Raw genomic sequence first — 14,665 nt, 5'->3', positions numbered from 1 at the left:
TCACAGAAACCATACTGCGTTTCCGCGAGACAGCCGAGTATAAAGCATTCAGATTAAATAATCGTAAACCGATAAGGATACGAAATCCAGTCCATGTCCTATGCTGTAGCCATGTTTGTGGAAGAGGTCATTGGCAAGACCCCTGTGGTTAGGCTCAAGCGCGTGGTGGAGCCGGGCATGGCCGAAGTCTGGGTCAAGCTGGAAGGCGATAACCCCGGCGGCTCCATCAAGGACCGCACGGCCTGGTACCTGATCAAGGATGCCGAGGAGCGCGGCATCCTGAAGCCAGGCTCGGGGCAACTGATTGTGGAACCCACCAGCGGCAACACCGGCATTGGCCTGGCCATGGTAGCGGCCAGCCGGGGCTACAAACTGATTCTGACCATGCCGGCCCAGATGTCGGAGGAGCGCAAGCGCATCCTCAGGGCCTACGGGGCCGAGCTAATCCTCACCGACCCCAGCCGCCGGATGCTGGCCGCCATCGAGGAGGCCCAGCGCATCGTGGCCGAGCGGGGGGCTTTTATGCCCAACCAGTTCGACAACCCCGCCAACCCCAGGGCCCACTACGAGACCACCGGCCCCGAGATTTTCGAGCAGATGCAGGGCCGGCTGGATGCCTTTGTGTACGGTTCGGGCACCGGCGGGACGATTATGGGCGTCGGGAAGTACCTGCGGGAGCGGCTGCCCAAGGTGCAGATTATCGCCTGCGAACCGCGCCGCAGCAATGTGCTTTCAGGTGGCCAGATGGGCTCGCATCAGTTTCAGGGCATGGGGCCCGGTTTCATCCCGCCCAACCTGGATGTGAAGATGCTGGATCGGGTGATTCAGGTGCTGGAAGAAGACGCCTTCCCACTGGCCAAGCCACTGGCTCGAGAGGAAGGGCTTTTCGTGGGGATGAGTGCCTGCGGGATGATCTGGGCCGCCCTGCAGGTAGCCCGCGAACTGGGGCCGGGCAAACGCGTACTGACCATCGCCTGCGACTCGGGGATGAAGTATCTCTCGACACCGTTGTTTGCAGACCCAGAAAGCTGACAGACACGACAGCCTGTCGCACCAGTTCCGTCAGCAAGCGCTGTTCAGGAAGGGATGTCGGCCACCACACACCCCCGCCCCTGCCAGCCGATTTGCTTGACCTGCCCATCTTCGACCAGTACAGGTACGGTGCGCCCCCCCTGGGTCAGGGTGAGCATCCGCACGAGGGCTTGTTCGTCGGCCTCTACGTCATACTCCACAAACTCCAAGCCCCGCCACTCGAGGTCTTCCCGCAGCTCGGCAGTATACGGGCAGCTCCGGGTACCAAAAAGCTCTAGCGCCATAAAGCCCCCAACTGTTCGCGGATCACGTGATAAACCGAGGCCTGTACTTCCTGGATGCGCGGGACATGCTCGGAAGGCACCACAATTGTCCGGTTGGCCAGGTTTTGCCGGCGCACCTCACCCCCATCGTAACCGAGCAGCGCCAGGGTCAAGAGCCCTCGTTTGCGGGCTTCCTCCAGGGCCAGCAGAATGTTTCTGGAACCGCCACTGGTGGAGATGGCCAATGCAACGTCCTCGGGTCGGGCCTGGGCAATCAGCTGGCGCAGAAAGATGACCTCGGGGCCTATATCGTTAGCGATGGCCGAGATGCAGGCGGGCTCGAGCGAGAGCGAAACCGCCGGAACCGGCTTCCAGCCCTGGGGCGGTGCCACGCAGTCCAGGGCCAGATCGTTAGCATCGGTAGCCGAGCCCCCGTTGCCAAAGAGGATCAGCTTGCCCCCTTGCTTCAGTCGCTCGGCCGTCATGTCTACCATGCGGGCGATGACCTCGGACTGCTGTTCGGCCACGGCCTGCCTAAGCCGGACGTCTTCGGCCACCTTCATCCGGATGGACTGCGCTGCTTCGGCCAGCAAGGCGTCTGTGTCTTGTTTTTGGGGGCTCAAAAAGGGGTACAAAAACGAGGTCGCCCCCAGTTCGTGGCTGCTCTGGCGGTGTTCAAAAAATACGTGAACGGTCTCCCAGAGCACGTGATACAGAATTTCCACAATTTCCTGGTGAATGAAGGGATCGGACGTGGCGATTTCCACGGCGTAATCGGCCTCCTGGCCCGTAAGGGCAAAGGTCAGGGCCCTTTTTTGCCGGGCGAACGCCAGGGCTCGCTCGACCTCCACATCGCCCGATGGCGGCGCAAAGCCCATCACCATATCCTCGGGCTGCAGCAGCGCTTCTAGCCAGGGCCCGAAATGGAGCGAGAGGTCGAGCGCTGGCAGCGCCCTTTTGCCCACAATCACCGGGTGTACGAACTCCACCGAAACGTGCTGTGCATCGGTGGCGTAAGCCCCTTGCCCAAAAGCTAGCAGACGGCCCCCGGCCAGAAACCGTTCGGACATCTCGCGGCACGCCTCGGCCAGACGGTGCGCCTCCTGGTCAAAAAAAGCCCTGGATAGCACATTGCGCTCGTGCAGGGCGGCCTGGATTTGGTCAATGGCCCTGGCTTGACTCATAGCGGATGGGATGGGCTAAGGATCAGCAAATACGCGGCAAGGGATCGCCTACCAGCATATCCACCACCCGGCTCGAGCCATAGCTGCTGACGGTGTACACAACGCCAGCGGGGTTTTCCACCACCTCCCCAATTAGCCTGGCTTCCTGGCCGCCTGCTACGCGTTGCACCGCCTCCAGCGCAGCCTCAGAACACTCGGGGCCCACTATAGCGATGAACTGACCTTCGTTGGCGATGTGCAGGGGGTCGAGCCCCAGAATCTCGCAGGCCCCCCGTACCTCGTCCCGGATGGGAATGTGCTCTTCGTAGAGCCTGAGGGCAAGCTGGGCCTCCCTGGCCAGCTCGTTCAGTGCGGTTGCCACCCCGCCCCGGGTGGGGTCGCGCATCCAGCGCAAGCCGGGTGCGGCAGCCTCGATCAGCGCCTCCACCAACGGCCATACCGAGCGGGTGTCGGACTTCAGACTTGCCTCGAGGTCGAGCTCGCCACGGGCCAACAGAATGGTGATGCCGTGGTCGCCAATAGGACCCGAGAGCAGCACCTGGTCGCCGGGGCGTACCGAGGCGGCCGCCAGCCGAACCCGAGCGTCCACCAGCCCGATCCCGCTGGTGCTGATGAAAAGCCCATCGGCCTTGCCGTGCTCCACCACCTTGGTGTCGCCCCCCACCACCTGCACCCCGGCCTGCCGGGCTGCTTGTTGCATCGCTTCGAGCTCGGCTTGCAGAACCTGAGCCGAGAGACCTGCTTCCAGAATCAGCGTGGACAGCAGCGCAAGGGGCCTGGCCCCCGAGACCGCCAGGTCGTTTACCGTACCGTTAACCGCCAGCTCCCCAATCGAGCCGCCGGGGAACCGCAGCGGTTTGACCACAAAGCTGTCGGCGGTGAAGGCCAACAACGAGCAACCCAGGCTCAGCAGAGCCGCATCGTCCAGGGCAGGGTTGCCCAGGATAGGGGCAATTAGTCCCTCCACCAGGCGGCGGCTGGCCTTGCCGCCCGAGCCGTGGGCCAGTTCGATCTGGGCGTCCTTGAAGCGGATAGGGACGGGGGATTTGGTCATGGCCGTATCAATCCCCCGAGACCGGCTCGGCCCGGTGGACGTAGTTGTAGTAGGCGGCGCAGGCCCCTTCGGAAGAAACCATCAACGCACCTACGGGCTTTTCGGGCGTGCACTCCTTGCCGAATAGCTTGCACTGCGGGGGCTTGAGCACCCCCTTCAAGACCTCGCCGCACTGCGCGGCCTTGGGGTCGGTCACGCGCACCCCGGCCACTTCGAAGCGGGCCTCGGCATCCCAGGGGGCATACTCGGGACGCAGTTTGAGCGCAGACTGGGAGATGAAACCCAGCCCGCGCCACTCGAAGTACGGGCGCAGTTCAAAGACCTCGGCCAGGGCGGCCAGGGCCGCCGGATTGCCCTCCCAGGGCACCACCCGCTCGTACTGGTTCTCTACCCGGGCCTGGCCCTGGTTGATCTGACGCAGCAGCATCACCAGGCTTTGCAGCAAATCCAAGGGCTCAAAGCCAGAGACCACCACCGGCCGGGCATACTCCCTGGCCACAAATTCGTAGGGGCGGCAGCCGATCACGGTAGAAACGTGCCCCGGCCCCACGAAACCGTCCAGGCGCATGTCGGGCGAGTCCAGGATGGCCCGCATGGCCGGCACGATGGTGACGTGGTTGCAAAACACGCTGAAGTTGGGGATACCCATCTGCTGGGCCCGCTTGAGGGTGAGCGCGGTGGAGGGGGCGGTGGTCTCGAAGCCGATGGCGAAGAAGACCACCTGGCGCTCAGGGTTCTTTTGGGCCAGTTTGAGCGCGTCCAGCGGGGAGTAGACCATACGGATATCGGCGCCTTTGGCCTTCATCTCCAGGGGGGTGCCCATCTGGCCCGGTACGCGCATCATATCGCCGAAGGCGGTCAGGATGATCTGGGGGTCTTGGGCCAGCTTGAGGCCATCGTCCACCCGGCCCATGGGCAGCACACACACCGGGCAGCCGGGGCCGTGGACGAGCTCGAGGTTCTCCGGCAGCAAATCCTGCAAGCCAAAGCGGTAGATAGAGTGGGTGTGCCCCCCGCAGACCTCCATAATGCGGTAGTGCCGTTTGGGGTCGGCCAGGCGACGGATTTCCTCGGCGGTTTTCTCGATGAGCTTGGGATCGCGGAACTCGTCCACGTATTTCATTGCGGCTCCCTTCCTGGGTCGGAAAGTTTTGCGATGGCCACGCCCATGTGCACCAGGAGCGCGTCACCTACCTTAAGGTCGGTAAAAAAATCCACCGCAACCCTGGCCTGATGGCCCAGGCGATCTTCCACCAGCGCATCGCAGCCCTCGATTTTGACCACCCGAACCGGCACTGCCACGTCGCCGCAGGTAGTGCAGCCGTCGGCATCAAGGGTGCAGCTGCCGTAGAATTCCAGGTCAAGCATGGGAACTTCGCTCCTCGGCGAACTGGTAGCCCTCGAGTTCTTCCATGGCTTCCTCGGCCTCGCCCAGCATGGTCAGGAGCTGAAGCTGCTCTTGGGCCTGGGCCTCGCTGATCTTGCTCATGGCAAAGCCCACGTGAATCAGCACCCAGTCGCCTACCTCGAGGGGTGTGCCGCGCAGCAAGTCCAAGTTGACCTGCCGCTTGACCCCCGAGACATCAACGGTCGCCATATGCTTGGCGGCGCTATCGAACTGTACGATCTGACCCGGAATGGCAAGGCACATTCTGGACTCCTTTCAAAAATAGGCGACGCTACCTAGATTATATGAGCTAGACCAGGACACCTGTACCCATGCATTTCGGTCAGACTTAAGAGGGTTTCCGGTACTGGACATTGTTTAGACATTCTCCAGGTGCACCCCATGCACGAGCTCTCCATTGCCACCAACATCGTTGCGGTTGCCCAGGAGGAAGCAGCGGCACGCGGGGTAGAGGTAGAGGCCGTGTACCTGCGGTTGGGAGCGCTCGCGGGGGTGGTGGTGGATTCGCTCTTATTTGGCTACGAAGTCGCCAGCCAGGGCACGCCCCTGGAGGGCAGCCGGCTCTTGATTGAGGAGGTGCCCCTTACCATTTACTGCCCCAACTGTCAGGCCGAGTTTGAACTGGCGGGTATCCAGAGCCTGCGCTGCCCGAAGTGTCAGGAGCTCTCCAGCGATATCCGGCGCGGTAAGGAGCTGGAGATAGTAGCCCTGGAGTTGAAGGAGCAACCATGACCAAATCCCCCCGAATCCTCGAGGTGCGGGCCAACGTGCTCAAGGACAACGACGTGCTAGCCCGCTCATTGCGTGAGCGCTTTGCCCAGACCGGGTCGCTAGTTCTAAACCTGGTCAGCAGCCCCGGCTCGGGCAAAACCACCCTGCTGCGCCAGACCCTGCTGGAGCTGAGCCCCCGCTACCGGGTAGCGGCCCTGGTCGGCGACCTGGCCACTGACAACGATGCCCGGCGGCTGGCCGAGAGCGGTGCGCCGGTGCGGCAGATCGAGACCAAGACCCTGTGTCACCTCGAGGCCCGCATGATCGAGGAACACCTGCAGGACTGGGACTTGCGCCAGATTGACCTGCTCTTTATCGAGAATGTGGGCAACCTGGTCTGCCCCTCGAGCTGGGATCTGGGTGAAGACCTGCGGGTAGCGCTGTTCTCCACCACCGAAGGCGAGGACAAACCCCTCAAGTACCCCACCCTTATTAACACCGCAGACATCGCTCTGATTACTAAAATTGACCTGGCCGAAGCGGTGGAGTTCGACCGCGAGGCCATGTACCGGAACCTGCGCGAGATGCGTCCGGGCATCGAGATCCTGGAGGTCTCGGGGAAGCGTGGTACCGGCATGGCGGCCTGGCTGGAGCGGCTCGAGCGTGCCCTTCAGACCAAGCGCAGCCAGCGCTGAGGCCGGGTTCAGGGAGTGTACCTCTAAACATCTTCCTGCCTCGAGGACACCTGTGATCTGGGAAGCGCACTAAGGAACGTGCACCAAAGCCTTTGATTCCAGCTATCAGCGGGCTAAACTTGCGGTTAGATGGCAAAGGCTTCTGTTCAATATCGCTGTATCGGATGCGGCTATAAATCGGTGAAGGAGCTGGGTCGCTGTCCCAACTGTGGGGCCTGGGACAGCTTCAAAGAGGAAGCACCTGCGCTCAAGCCAGGCTCAGTAGCAGGCAGGGGCGGGCTATCGCGCGCTCGTCCGCTCCCCAACCCTGCCGCCCTGACCCGCTTGGGGGATGTGCCCGAGGGGGGGGAGGCACGCTTCTCCAGCCAGATGGGCGAGCTCGACCGGGTGCTGGGCGGCGGTTTTGTGCCGGGTGAGGTGCTCCTTTTGGGCGGTGAACCCGGCGTGGGCAAGAGCACCCTTCTGTTGCAGGTGGCCCAAAAAATGCTGGAGATGGGCAAGCGGGTGGTGTACCTGGCGGGCGAGGAATCGCCCGGGCAGATTCGCCTGCGGGCCCAGCGGCTAGGGGTTTCGGGGGAGCTCGAGCTATTGCGCGAAACCGAGCTCGAGGCCATGCTCGCCACCCTCGAGGCCAGCCCGCCCGATTTCCTGGTGGTGGACTCTATCCAGACCCTGGAGACCACCGCCGCGCCGGGGTCGCTGGTGGCCGTGCGCGACGCCACCGCTGCCCTGACCCGCTTCGCCAAGCACCACCAGGTCACCACCGTGCTGGTCGGGCACGTCACCAAGGAGGGCATCGTGGCCGGGCCCAAGGTGATCGAGCACGTGGTGGACGCCACCTTGTACCTGGAAACCGCCGGCCACTTCCGGGTCTTGCGCTCCAGCAAAAACCGCTTCGGGCCGGTGGGCGAGCTGGGCGTTTTCAGCATGGTTCACGAGGGCATGGAGGAGGTCGCCAACCCCTCGGCAGCCTTTCTGGCCGAGCGTCCGGTGGGAGCGCCGGGTTCGGTGGTGGCCCTCTGCCTTTCCGGCGAGCGAGCGCTGGCCCTGGAGGTGCAGGCCCTGGCGGCCCGCACACCTTTCCCGGCCCCCCGCCGGGTCTCGCAAGGGCTGGACAGCCGCCGGGTGGACGTGGTGCTGGCAGTATTGGAGCGAAGGCTCAACCTGCCCCTGGGCAACCTGGACATCTACGTCAACCTGGCGGGCGGGCTGCGGGTCTTCGACCCGGGGTTGGACCTGGCGGTGGGGCTGGCGGTGTATTCTGCTGTGGTAGGCCGTCCCCTTCCGGAAGAGGTCGCGGTGGTGGGCGAGGTGGGGCTGGCCGGTGAGTTGCGCAGCGTGGAGGGCCTCGAGCGTCGCCTGCGCGAAGGGCAACGGGCAGGCTTCCAGCACCTGGTACACCCCCCCCAATTCAAGAGTCTGGAAGCAGCCGTGAGCAAGTTTTTATGAGCGTGATACGTTGGGTTTCATATACCTTGTTTGCCTATCTGGGCTACCGGGTAGGGGTGTGGCTCGAGGTCAGCAATCTCATTAGCATCAGCCCCCTGGGCAACCTGACCAGCCTCAACCGGCTCTACCTGGGCGTGGTGGGCCTGCTGGTGGGCTTTTTGCTGGTGCCACGCCTGACCTACTGGATGGAGCGCCGTTGGGAGAACGGCCAGGCCTGGCTCAGGCGTCTGCCACCTGAAATCCCGGTCGCCATCACGGCAGCCTCTGGCCTGGGTCTCTTGCTGGCCGTCCTGCTTACCAACCTGCTGAGCCAGATTCCGGGGTTTTCCGCCATTCACTCGCTCATCATCGCCGCCGTACTGGTCAGCTCCCTATCGGCCTTTGCCATCGCCAATCGCGATTATTTCCGGCTGGCCCGCCCGCCAGCGCATGCTACCAAGACCCGGGGCGGCAAGGTGCTCGATACCTCGGTTCTGATTGATGGACGCATCGGGGATGTGGCCGAAATGGGCTTTCTGGAGGGCCCCCTGTTTGTACCCCGGCAGGTCTTGCGCGAACTGCAACAGTTTGCCGACGCCCCGGATGCCCAGAAAAGGGGCAAGGGCCGCCGGGGCCTGGACACCCTCGAGCGCCTCAAACTAAGCGTGGGCCTCGAGGTACTCGATGGCGACGAGTCCGACGACCCGGTAGACGACCAGATTCTGGCCGAAGCAAAAAGGATGGGCGCGGCATTGGTCACCAACGACCACGCCTTAGCCCAGCTTTCCCGCATCTATGGGGTCAAGACGCTCTCGGTACAGGCCCTGGCCTCGGCCCTGCGGGCCCCGCTTCAGCAGGGCGATACCCTCAGCATTACCATCGTCAAGGAGGGAAAGGAGCCCGGCCAGGGGGTGGGCTATCTGGAGGACGGCACCATGGTGGTAGTCGACGACGCCATTCCCTTCAAGGGCAAGGAAGTAGGGGTGGTGATTACCCAGTCCATTCAGACTCAAATTGGTCGCTTGCTCTTTGGAAAGCTCCTAAACGAAGAAACCAACCGCCCGACCTCCAAAGCCGAGCGATAGATTGGAATCAGTACGACTTAAAAAAAGACCCTAGCAAAGCAGAAAAAAACAAGTTTACAAGACCGCACCTACCCCAAGCAGTGGGCAACAAGGCATTTTTTTGCTTAGTGGGTGGCATTTCCGAGCTATCAGAAAGAACATATAATAGCGGGCGGCAAAATAGGGTGCCGATAAGGCTATCCCAAGCGTGAGGCTAAGACCACTGGAGGCAAGCGTGAACCTACACGAGTATCAGGCCAAAGACATCCTCGCCAAGTATGGCATCCCGGTTCCCCCCGGCAAGGTTGCATTTACCGCCGATGAGGCCAAGCAAATCGCCACCGAGTACGGTGATCTGGTGGTTATCAAGGCCCAGGTTCACACCGGCGGGCGCGGCAAAGCAGGTGGGGTCAAGCTCGCCCGGAACCCCGAGGAGGCCCGCGAAAAAGCCGCCCAGATTTTGGGCTTGAACATCAAGGGCTTCATTACCAAGAAGGTACTGGTGGCCAAGGGCATCAATATCGCCAAGGAATACTACGCCGGTATGATTCTGGACCGGGTTACCCAGCGGGTGGTGCTGATGCTCTCCAGGGAGGGGGGCATGGACATCGAGGAGGTAGCCGCTACCAAGCCTTACGCCCTAATCAAGTACCCCATCGACCCCCACACGGGCCTGCGCTCTTTTGAAGCCCGCGAACTCGTCAAACGCGCAGGCATGGAGGGCAACCTCAATAAGCTGGCCGATGTGCTGGTCAAGCTCTATCAGGCCTATGTGGGCATTGATGCCTCGACAGCCGAGATCAATCCGCTGGTCATCACCGATACCGGCGAGGTAGTCGCTGCCGATGCAAAAATTGTGCTGGACGACAACGCCCTGTACCGCCACCCCGACCTGATGCCCCTGCGCGAGTTCGAGGCCGAGCATCCCCTCGAGGTCGAGGCCTCCAACTACGGCTTCAGCTACGTCAAGCTCGACGGCAACGTGGGGGTGATTGGCAACGGGGCCGGGCTGGTGATGTATACCCTCGACCTGGTGCAGCGCACCGGGGGCAAGGCGGCCAACTTCCTGGATATTGGGGGGGGCGCCAAGGCCGATACTGTCTACAACGCCCTCAAGGTGGTGCTCAAAGACCCCGATGTGAAGGGGGTCTTCATCAACATTTTCGGGGGCATCACCCGCGCCGACGAGGTAGCCAAGGGGGTGATCCGGGCCATGGATGAGGGCATCCTGACCAAGCCGGTGGCCATGCGGGTTGCTGGCACCGCCGAGGAAGAAGCCAAAGCGCTTCTGAAAGGTCGCCCGGTCTATATGTATCCCACCTCAGTCGAAGCAGCCAAAGCCATCATCTCCATGACGGGAGGTGCAAAGTGAGCATCCTGGTCCATAAAAATACCAACGTGATCGTCCAGGGCATCACCGGGCGCGAAGGAGCCTTTCACACCGAGGCCATGATGAAAGCCGGCACCCGGGTAGTAGCGGGCGTGACCCCCGGCAAAGGCGGACAAACCACACTGGGCGTGCCGGTTTACGATACGGTCAAGGAAGCTGCCTTGCACCACCACATTGACGCTTCCATCATCTTTGTGCCCGCTCCGGCTGCTGCCGACGCCGCCCTCGAGGCCGCCCACGCCGGGGTGCCGCTGGTAGTGCTCATTACCGAGGGCATCCCCACCATGGATATGGTCAAGGCCGTGGCCGAAATCAAGGCACTGGGCAAGGTGCGCCTGATTGGGGGTAACTGCCCCGGCCTGATTACCCCGGAAGAGTGCAAGCTGGGCATCATGCCCGCCAGCGTGTTCAAGAAGGGGCGTGTGGGCCTCATTTCGCGCTCCGGCACGGTCACCTACGAAACCGCCAAGGCCCTTTCCGACGCAGGCTATGGCATCTCGACCTGCATCGGCATTGGGGGCGACCCCATCATCGGTACTACCTTCAAAGACCTGCTGCCCATGTTCAACGACGACCCCGAAACCCATGCGGTGGTGGTCTGCGGCGAGATCGGTGGCTCGGACGAGGAAGACGCCGCCGCCTACATCAAGGAGCACATGAAGAAGCCAGTAGTCGGCTTTATTGGCGGGCGCAGCGCCCCCAAGGGCAAAAAAATGGGCCATGCCGGGGCCATCATCATGGGCAACGTGGGCACGCCTGAGAGCAAGCTGGCCGCCTTTGCTGATGCTGACGTGCCAGTGGCTGAGACCATCGACGAGATCGTGGAGTACGTGCGGGCCAAGTTGGGCTAGGCTGGGCCAGGTAAGATCCCAGGTAAGATCAAGGCTACAAGGGCGGCTTTGTGGTCGCCCTTTTTTGTTTTGGGGCTTTGGCTAGAGAAAGTTTATTGCTTTGATGCAAGGTTTGTAATACCAGATTCGGTTAGTTCGGCGCCGTATGGCGGCGAACTAACAGGGCCGAAGTTATCCGCGTAGCGGAGGGCGATACCGCCCCTTGGAAGTTATCCGCGTAGCGGAGGGCGATACCGCCCCTTGGAAGTTATCCGCGTAGCGGAGGGCGATACCGCCCCTTGGAAGTTATCCGCGTAGCGGAGGGCGATACCGCCCCTTGGAAGTTATCCGCGTAGCGGAGGGCGATACCGCCCCTTGGAAGGGAGTGCTCTAGGATTCAAAAAGATAGCCTCTGGGGGTCTTTGGTTTGGATGATTATCTTTTTGAATCCGGTATAACAACGGAGCCCGATGGGGCATAAACGCTCCCCAAGATGTTCTTGCCAGGCAGGTACAGCAACCCAGCCACGGCGGAGTGTCGACCTGCAGGTTGCGCGAATCATCTATGTCCAAACCCAAGTGGTCGGTGAGGGTCAGCCCGGCCAGCTCCGGCTCGGAAGCCAGCCGGTAGTAGACCTCGCTTTCCCGGTTCCCCACGACCTGGGTGCGGGACTCGAGGGGCACAAACTCCAGGCTAGCCCCGGTGATCCGGCCCGCTTCGACCAGAGCTCGAGTCTCCGGGCCGAGCACCTCCACCTCCACCTCGAGCTGGGGAGCGAAATCCACCCGCCGGGCCAGCCCTACGAAGGGCTTGCCCCGGATGCCCCGCAGATCCGGTAGGTTGTGCTGCAGGCTGATGGTGCGGTGCTGCCAGAAGCCGGGCAGCCAGTCCCGCATGAGGGCTTCAACGGTGATGGTGGTGGCGTACTCATCCACCACCGTGTCGTTGCTGGCCCGCACCAGCACGATGCCCTGGCGCAGTTGCCGCAGTTGGAGCGGGATGCGGTGGGTGAAACAAGAGATTGAACTGTAGTGAAAAGTATCAAAAAAAGGGCATAAAGTCAGGCTGAAAGGGCAGGGAGTACGGTCAGTAGCTGGGATTTGAGGGTTTTTGCGGCATTGTGCTGTGCTGTGCGCCAAGAAAGATCTGGATGTAGTTGTTTTTGCTGTCGAATAAGGTGTAGGGCCTCGATGGCAAGGTCAGCATGTTTGAGTTGAGCAGCATAGGAACGAGAGAGGCATTTGGATAAACCCAGGTTCTGTTTGAGCAGGCGATGCACCCGCTCCAGATCCCAACGAGCTTTCCAGGCGGCAAGGACTTCTTGAATGCCTGCATCCAGGGTGGAGAAGAGGGCCATCAGCTTGAAACCTGCTGGCTGGGGTAGCCAAATCAGCAGCATATCCAGTCGACCCACATCGGCCAAGGTGATCTTGATGCGTTTGACATACCAGCCAAAACGCTTGTAATAGCGGGCTTTACCGGGTGGATAGTGCTCACCCAGTTCTCGGATAGATCGTTGCTTTCCTGCATGTTCGACCTTTTGATTCAGTCTGGCCCGAGCTACGAAAGGTATGTTGTGCTGGTAGAGCTTGGCGAGGTAAGCCTTACCCGCAAACTGGTTGTCGAACACCACGCCTGCGAGGCTATAACCATTACCATTCTTGCGGATGGCCTCGACTACCTGCCACATCGCCTCACCAGGGGTTCGGTACGGGTATACCTCCGAACTCATGGGCTTGGTGGGGAAACCCTCCAGACTCAATGGGTAGGGAAGTTTCCCATATCCAACCAGCCCACATGACAGCAGGTTATGTCCCCACACCGGAGCTTTATCACTGCTGGAGTACACCCGATCCACGCCCTCGATCCAACATCCTTGATGGGCTACGGGAACCAAGTCCACCCCCAGGTACATCCCCTTGGGGGCTGCTTCCAACCGTCGCTCTCGACTGGACTGGTGGGGTTTGGCTTCTTGTCGTAGCAGGCGACAGCTATAGCTGGGGCTATACCCTATCGTTCCACTGGCTGCTATCGCGCTGGGGGTTTTATGGGCTGATTGCAGCAAGCCCAACACATAGCCTTGTTCCCATTGTTGCAAACGCGATAAACTACACTGTACGTCTTCAAACATCGTACAGAAGTACCGTGCTGACCGGATCCTTTGCAAGGACTCTCGGCACGGTTCTTCTTTATGACGACCTTTTCAGGGGTGGGTCAATCTCTTGGTGAAAAGAGCGAATGGGCAAAGAAAAATCCCCCTCGAGGTGCCCGGTGGGCCTTCCCCGAGGGGGATGTATGAGTTAACTATAGCACAATCAATCTTCGTACGTGGCCAGCTCTTCGGGGGTGAGGGGGTCGGCCCTGACTTCGGAGGCACGAACCCACTCGCCAGGGATGAGGCCGCTGATGGCCCCGGCCTCGGCCTCGGAAAAGCCTAGCCGCACCAGGTATTGGTAATGCTCCTGGGGCGTAGCGGTTTCGCGGTTTAGCGTATCCACCCGAGTCTCCTAAAGATCTTCTCAAGCGCGTCGGCTATAGGCTCGAAGTCCTGGTCTTCCCACTGGATATTGTACCCGATCTCGTAGCCCGGCGTGTTCTGCCGGTCACCAATTTCGGGGGTGAGGGGGTCGGCCCTGACTTCGGAGGCACGAACCCACTCGCCAGGGATGAGGCCGCTAAAGCATACAGCAGCGCTTACAGGCGGCTGAGTTCGGGACCCCGTTCGACCCGAACGTACTCGCCGTACCACTCACGGGGCGAATGCACCAGCAGGGGCTCGAGCTCGTCCCCCTCGTCCCCCACCGCCTCCAGGAATTGAGGCCACAACCGGTCAAACGCCGCCCGGTCCCACCTGCCCGCAGCACGAAGCTCCTCTACCTCAAGGTAAAGCTTTTTGAGCCGCTCGAAGTCGGCCTTTTGGGGGCGTGGGCGGTTATGGGCAAGGGTCATGGTAAACCCAACTCCTCTCGTACCTTTCTGATCATAGCATAGCCAACAGGGTCATGCCTTTGGAGCAGGTCACGTTCGCAGGTATATGCCGCGAAACACTCCGCGAAATACTCCTTGGTGCCCACCGAGGCGCGGAACGTGAGCGGTGTGCCCAGTTTAGCAGCTTCTATAACAGCGCCTTCAAGTGGGGTGGCGAAGATTTTTCGGCTGAACACGTGGTGTGCTAGTTCATGGATCAAGCTGCGTTGGATGGCCGCTAAAAGGGTAGGGGCCAAAGCGGATACGGTGGGAGTTGCCCCCAATTTGAACGGCTAAGCGAAGGTCCGTTCGCTCCTGCGCGCATTGATCCACAACTCCTGCGTCTGCTCGTCATACTCCCCGTTAATTTGGCGGCCCCCTACTACCTGGACCCTTACCACATCCAACCGAGCCAGAGGGTGTTCTCGCAAAAACCCTTCCAGCCCTGCGGTGTTGATGGCGCGGAATACCTGTTTGGTCTTACTACGTGACAACACGCTGCTGGAGGCGAGAACGTGCACGCCAATTTGAATTTGCTCTCGCTCCACGCCCTTCATCGTACCCTCGAGCACCACCCCCACCACCGTACACCGGCAGTTCACCACCTCCCCCGCCGGAGCCCCCAGGCTGCGGTCGCCG

Annotated in this window: 18 protein-coding genes; 7 read left to right on the top strand and 11 right to left on the bottom strand. The window is 61.4% G+C overall.

What is annotated here, in order from left to right; genetic code table 11:
• Positions 1–111 precede the first annotated feature (111 nt).
• Entirely contained in the window at positions 112–1,032 is a 921-nt protein-coding gene (cysK, locus tag Q0X23_RS12490; protein WP_297861220.1) for a cysteine synthase A, read from the top strand.
• Positions 1,033–1,076: 44 nt separating this feature from the next.
• Here the strand turns inward: cysK and Q0X23_RS12485 are convergent, their stop codons facing one another.
• The 6 genes from Q0X23_RS12485 to Q0X23_RS12460 are packed head-to-tail and all read right to left on the bottom strand — an operon-like array spanning position 1,077 to position 5,184.
• Positions 1,077–1,316, bottom strand: a complete 240-nt coding sequence (locus Q0X23_RS12485; protein WP_297860591.1) for a Uxx-star family glutaredoxin-like (seleno)protein — start codon at positions 1,314–1,316, stop codon at positions 1,077–1,079.
• Positions 1,307–2,479, bottom strand: coding sequence for an SIS domain-containing protein (locus tag Q0X23_RS12480; protein WP_297860590.1), 1,173 nt, complete (start codon positions 2,477–2,479; stop codon positions 1,307–1,309). Before Q0X23_RS12480 ends, Q0X23_RS12485 begins: the two co-directional genes overlap by 10 nt.
• 22 nt (positions 2,480–2,501) lie before the next feature.
• A complete protein-coding gene (gene hypE, locus Q0X23_RS12475) occupies positions 2,502–3,533 on the bottom strand; it encodes a hydrogenase expression/formation protein HypE (RefSeq protein ID WP_297860589.1) in 1,032 nt (343 codons plus the stop codon).
• 7 nt (positions 3,534–3,540) lie between these two features.
• A complete protein-coding gene (gene hypD / locus Q0X23_RS12470) occupies positions 3,541–4,656 on the bottom strand; it encodes a hydrogenase formation protein HypD (RefSeq protein ID WP_297860588.1) in 1,116 nt (371 codons plus the stop codon).
• On the bottom strand, positions 4,653–4,901 hold the full coding sequence (locus tag Q0X23_RS12465; RefSeq protein WP_297860587.1) for a HypC/HybG/HupF family hydrogenase formation chaperone: 249 nt from the start codon (positions 4,899–4,901) through the stop codon (positions 4,653–4,655). Before Q0X23_RS12465 ends, hypD begins: the two co-directional genes overlap by 4 nt.
• The gene (locus Q0X23_RS12460) at positions 4,894–5,184 is read right to left on the bottom strand and encodes a HypC/HybG/HupF family hydrogenase formation chaperone (protein ID WP_297860586.1); all 291 of its coding nucleotides are present in this window, start codon (positions 5,182–5,184) and stop codon (positions 4,894–4,896) included. Before Q0X23_RS12460 ends, Q0X23_RS12465 begins: the two co-directional genes overlap by 8 nt.
• Before the next feature lie 138 nt (positions 5,185–5,322).
• On the opposite strand from Q0X23_RS12460, the gene hypA reads away from it, so the two are divergent.
• From hypA to sucD, 6 genes are all read left to right on the top strand, one after another.
• Positions 5,323–5,673: a hydrogenase maturation nickel metallochaperone HypA gene (gene hypA / locus Q0X23_RS12455; protein WP_297860585.1), complete on the top strand. Its 351-nt coding sequence runs from the start codon at positions 5,323–5,325 to the stop codon at positions 5,671–5,673.
• Complete coding sequence (gene hypB / locus Q0X23_RS12450; RefSeq protein ID WP_297860584.1) at positions 5,670–6,347, top strand: hydrogenase nickel incorporation protein HypB; 678 nt, start codon at positions 5,670–5,672, stop codon at positions 6,345–6,347. The genes hypA and hypB overlap by 4 nt, the downstream gene beginning before the upstream one ends.
• 129 nt (positions 6,348–6,476) lie before the next feature.
• Positions 6,477–7,796 (top strand): DNA repair protein RadA, encoded by a 1,320-nt coding sequence (gene radA / locus Q0X23_RS12445; protein ID WP_297860583.1) that lies wholly within the window; start codon positions 6,477–6,479, stop codon positions 7,794–7,796.
• Positions 7,793–8,860 carry a PIN/TRAM domain-containing protein gene (locus Q0X23_RS12440; RefSeq protein ID WP_297860582.1) on the top strand — a complete coding sequence of 356 codons (1,068 nt, stop codon included), beginning with the start codon at positions 7,793–7,795 and terminating at the stop codon, positions 8,858–8,860. The genes radA and Q0X23_RS12440 overlap by 4 nt, the downstream gene beginning before the upstream one ends.
• Positions 8,861–9,074: 214 nt before the next feature.
• Positions 9,075–10,211: an ADP-forming succinate--CoA ligase subunit beta gene (sucC, locus tag Q0X23_RS12435; protein ID WP_297860581.1), complete on the top strand. Its 1,137-nt coding sequence runs from the start codon at positions 9,075–9,077 to the stop codon at positions 10,209–10,211.
• Positions 10,208–11,080 (top strand): succinate--CoA ligase subunit alpha, encoded by an 873-nt coding sequence (gene sucD, locus Q0X23_RS12430; RefSeq protein WP_297860580.1) that lies wholly within the window; start codon positions 10,208–10,210, stop codon positions 11,078–11,080. Before sucC ends, sucD begins: the two co-directional genes overlap by 4 nt.
• Positions 11,081–11,403: 323 nt before the next feature.
• Here sucD and Q0X23_RS12425 read toward each other — a convergent pair whose 3' ends face one another.
• The 5 genes from Q0X23_RS12425 to Q0X23_RS12405 form a co-directional block, all read right to left on the bottom strand.
• A complete protein-coding gene (locus Q0X23_RS12425; RefSeq protein WP_297860579.1) occupies positions 11,404–12,024 on the bottom strand; it encodes a hypothetical protein in 621 nt (206 codons plus the stop codon).
• A gap of 95 nt (positions 12,025–12,119) precedes the next feature.
• Complete coding sequence (locus Q0X23_RS12420; RefSeq protein WP_297858494.1) at positions 12,120–12,749, bottom strand: transposase; 630 nt, start codon at positions 12,747–12,749, stop codon at positions 12,120–12,122.
• Positions 12,750–13,374: 625 nt separating this feature from the next.
• The gene (locus Q0X23_RS12415) at positions 13,375–13,557 is read right to left on the bottom strand and encodes a hypothetical protein (RefSeq protein ID WP_297860578.1); all 183 of its coding nucleotides are present in this window, start codon (positions 13,555–13,557) and stop codon (positions 13,375–13,377) included.
• Between the two features lie 196 nt (positions 13,558–13,753).
• Positions 13,754–14,008, bottom strand: a complete 255-nt coding sequence (locus Q0X23_RS12410) for a hypothetical protein (RefSeq protein ID WP_297860577.1) — start codon at positions 14,006–14,008, stop codon at positions 13,754–13,756.
• Between the two features lie 311 nt (positions 14,009–14,319).
• Positions 14,320–14,628, bottom strand: coding sequence for a hypothetical protein (locus Q0X23_RS12405; protein ID WP_297860576.1), 309 nt, complete (start codon positions 14,626–14,628; stop codon positions 14,320–14,322).
• Positions 14,629–14,665 lie beyond the last annotated feature (37 nt).

It is taken from the genome of Meiothermus sp., assembly GCF_026004115.1.
GTDB lineage: Bacteria > Deinococcota > Deinococci > Deinococcales > Thermaceae > Meiothermus.
The sequence above is the reverse complement of the archived record's forward strand: the minus strand, read 5'-3'. Positions and strand labels throughout refer to the sequence as shown.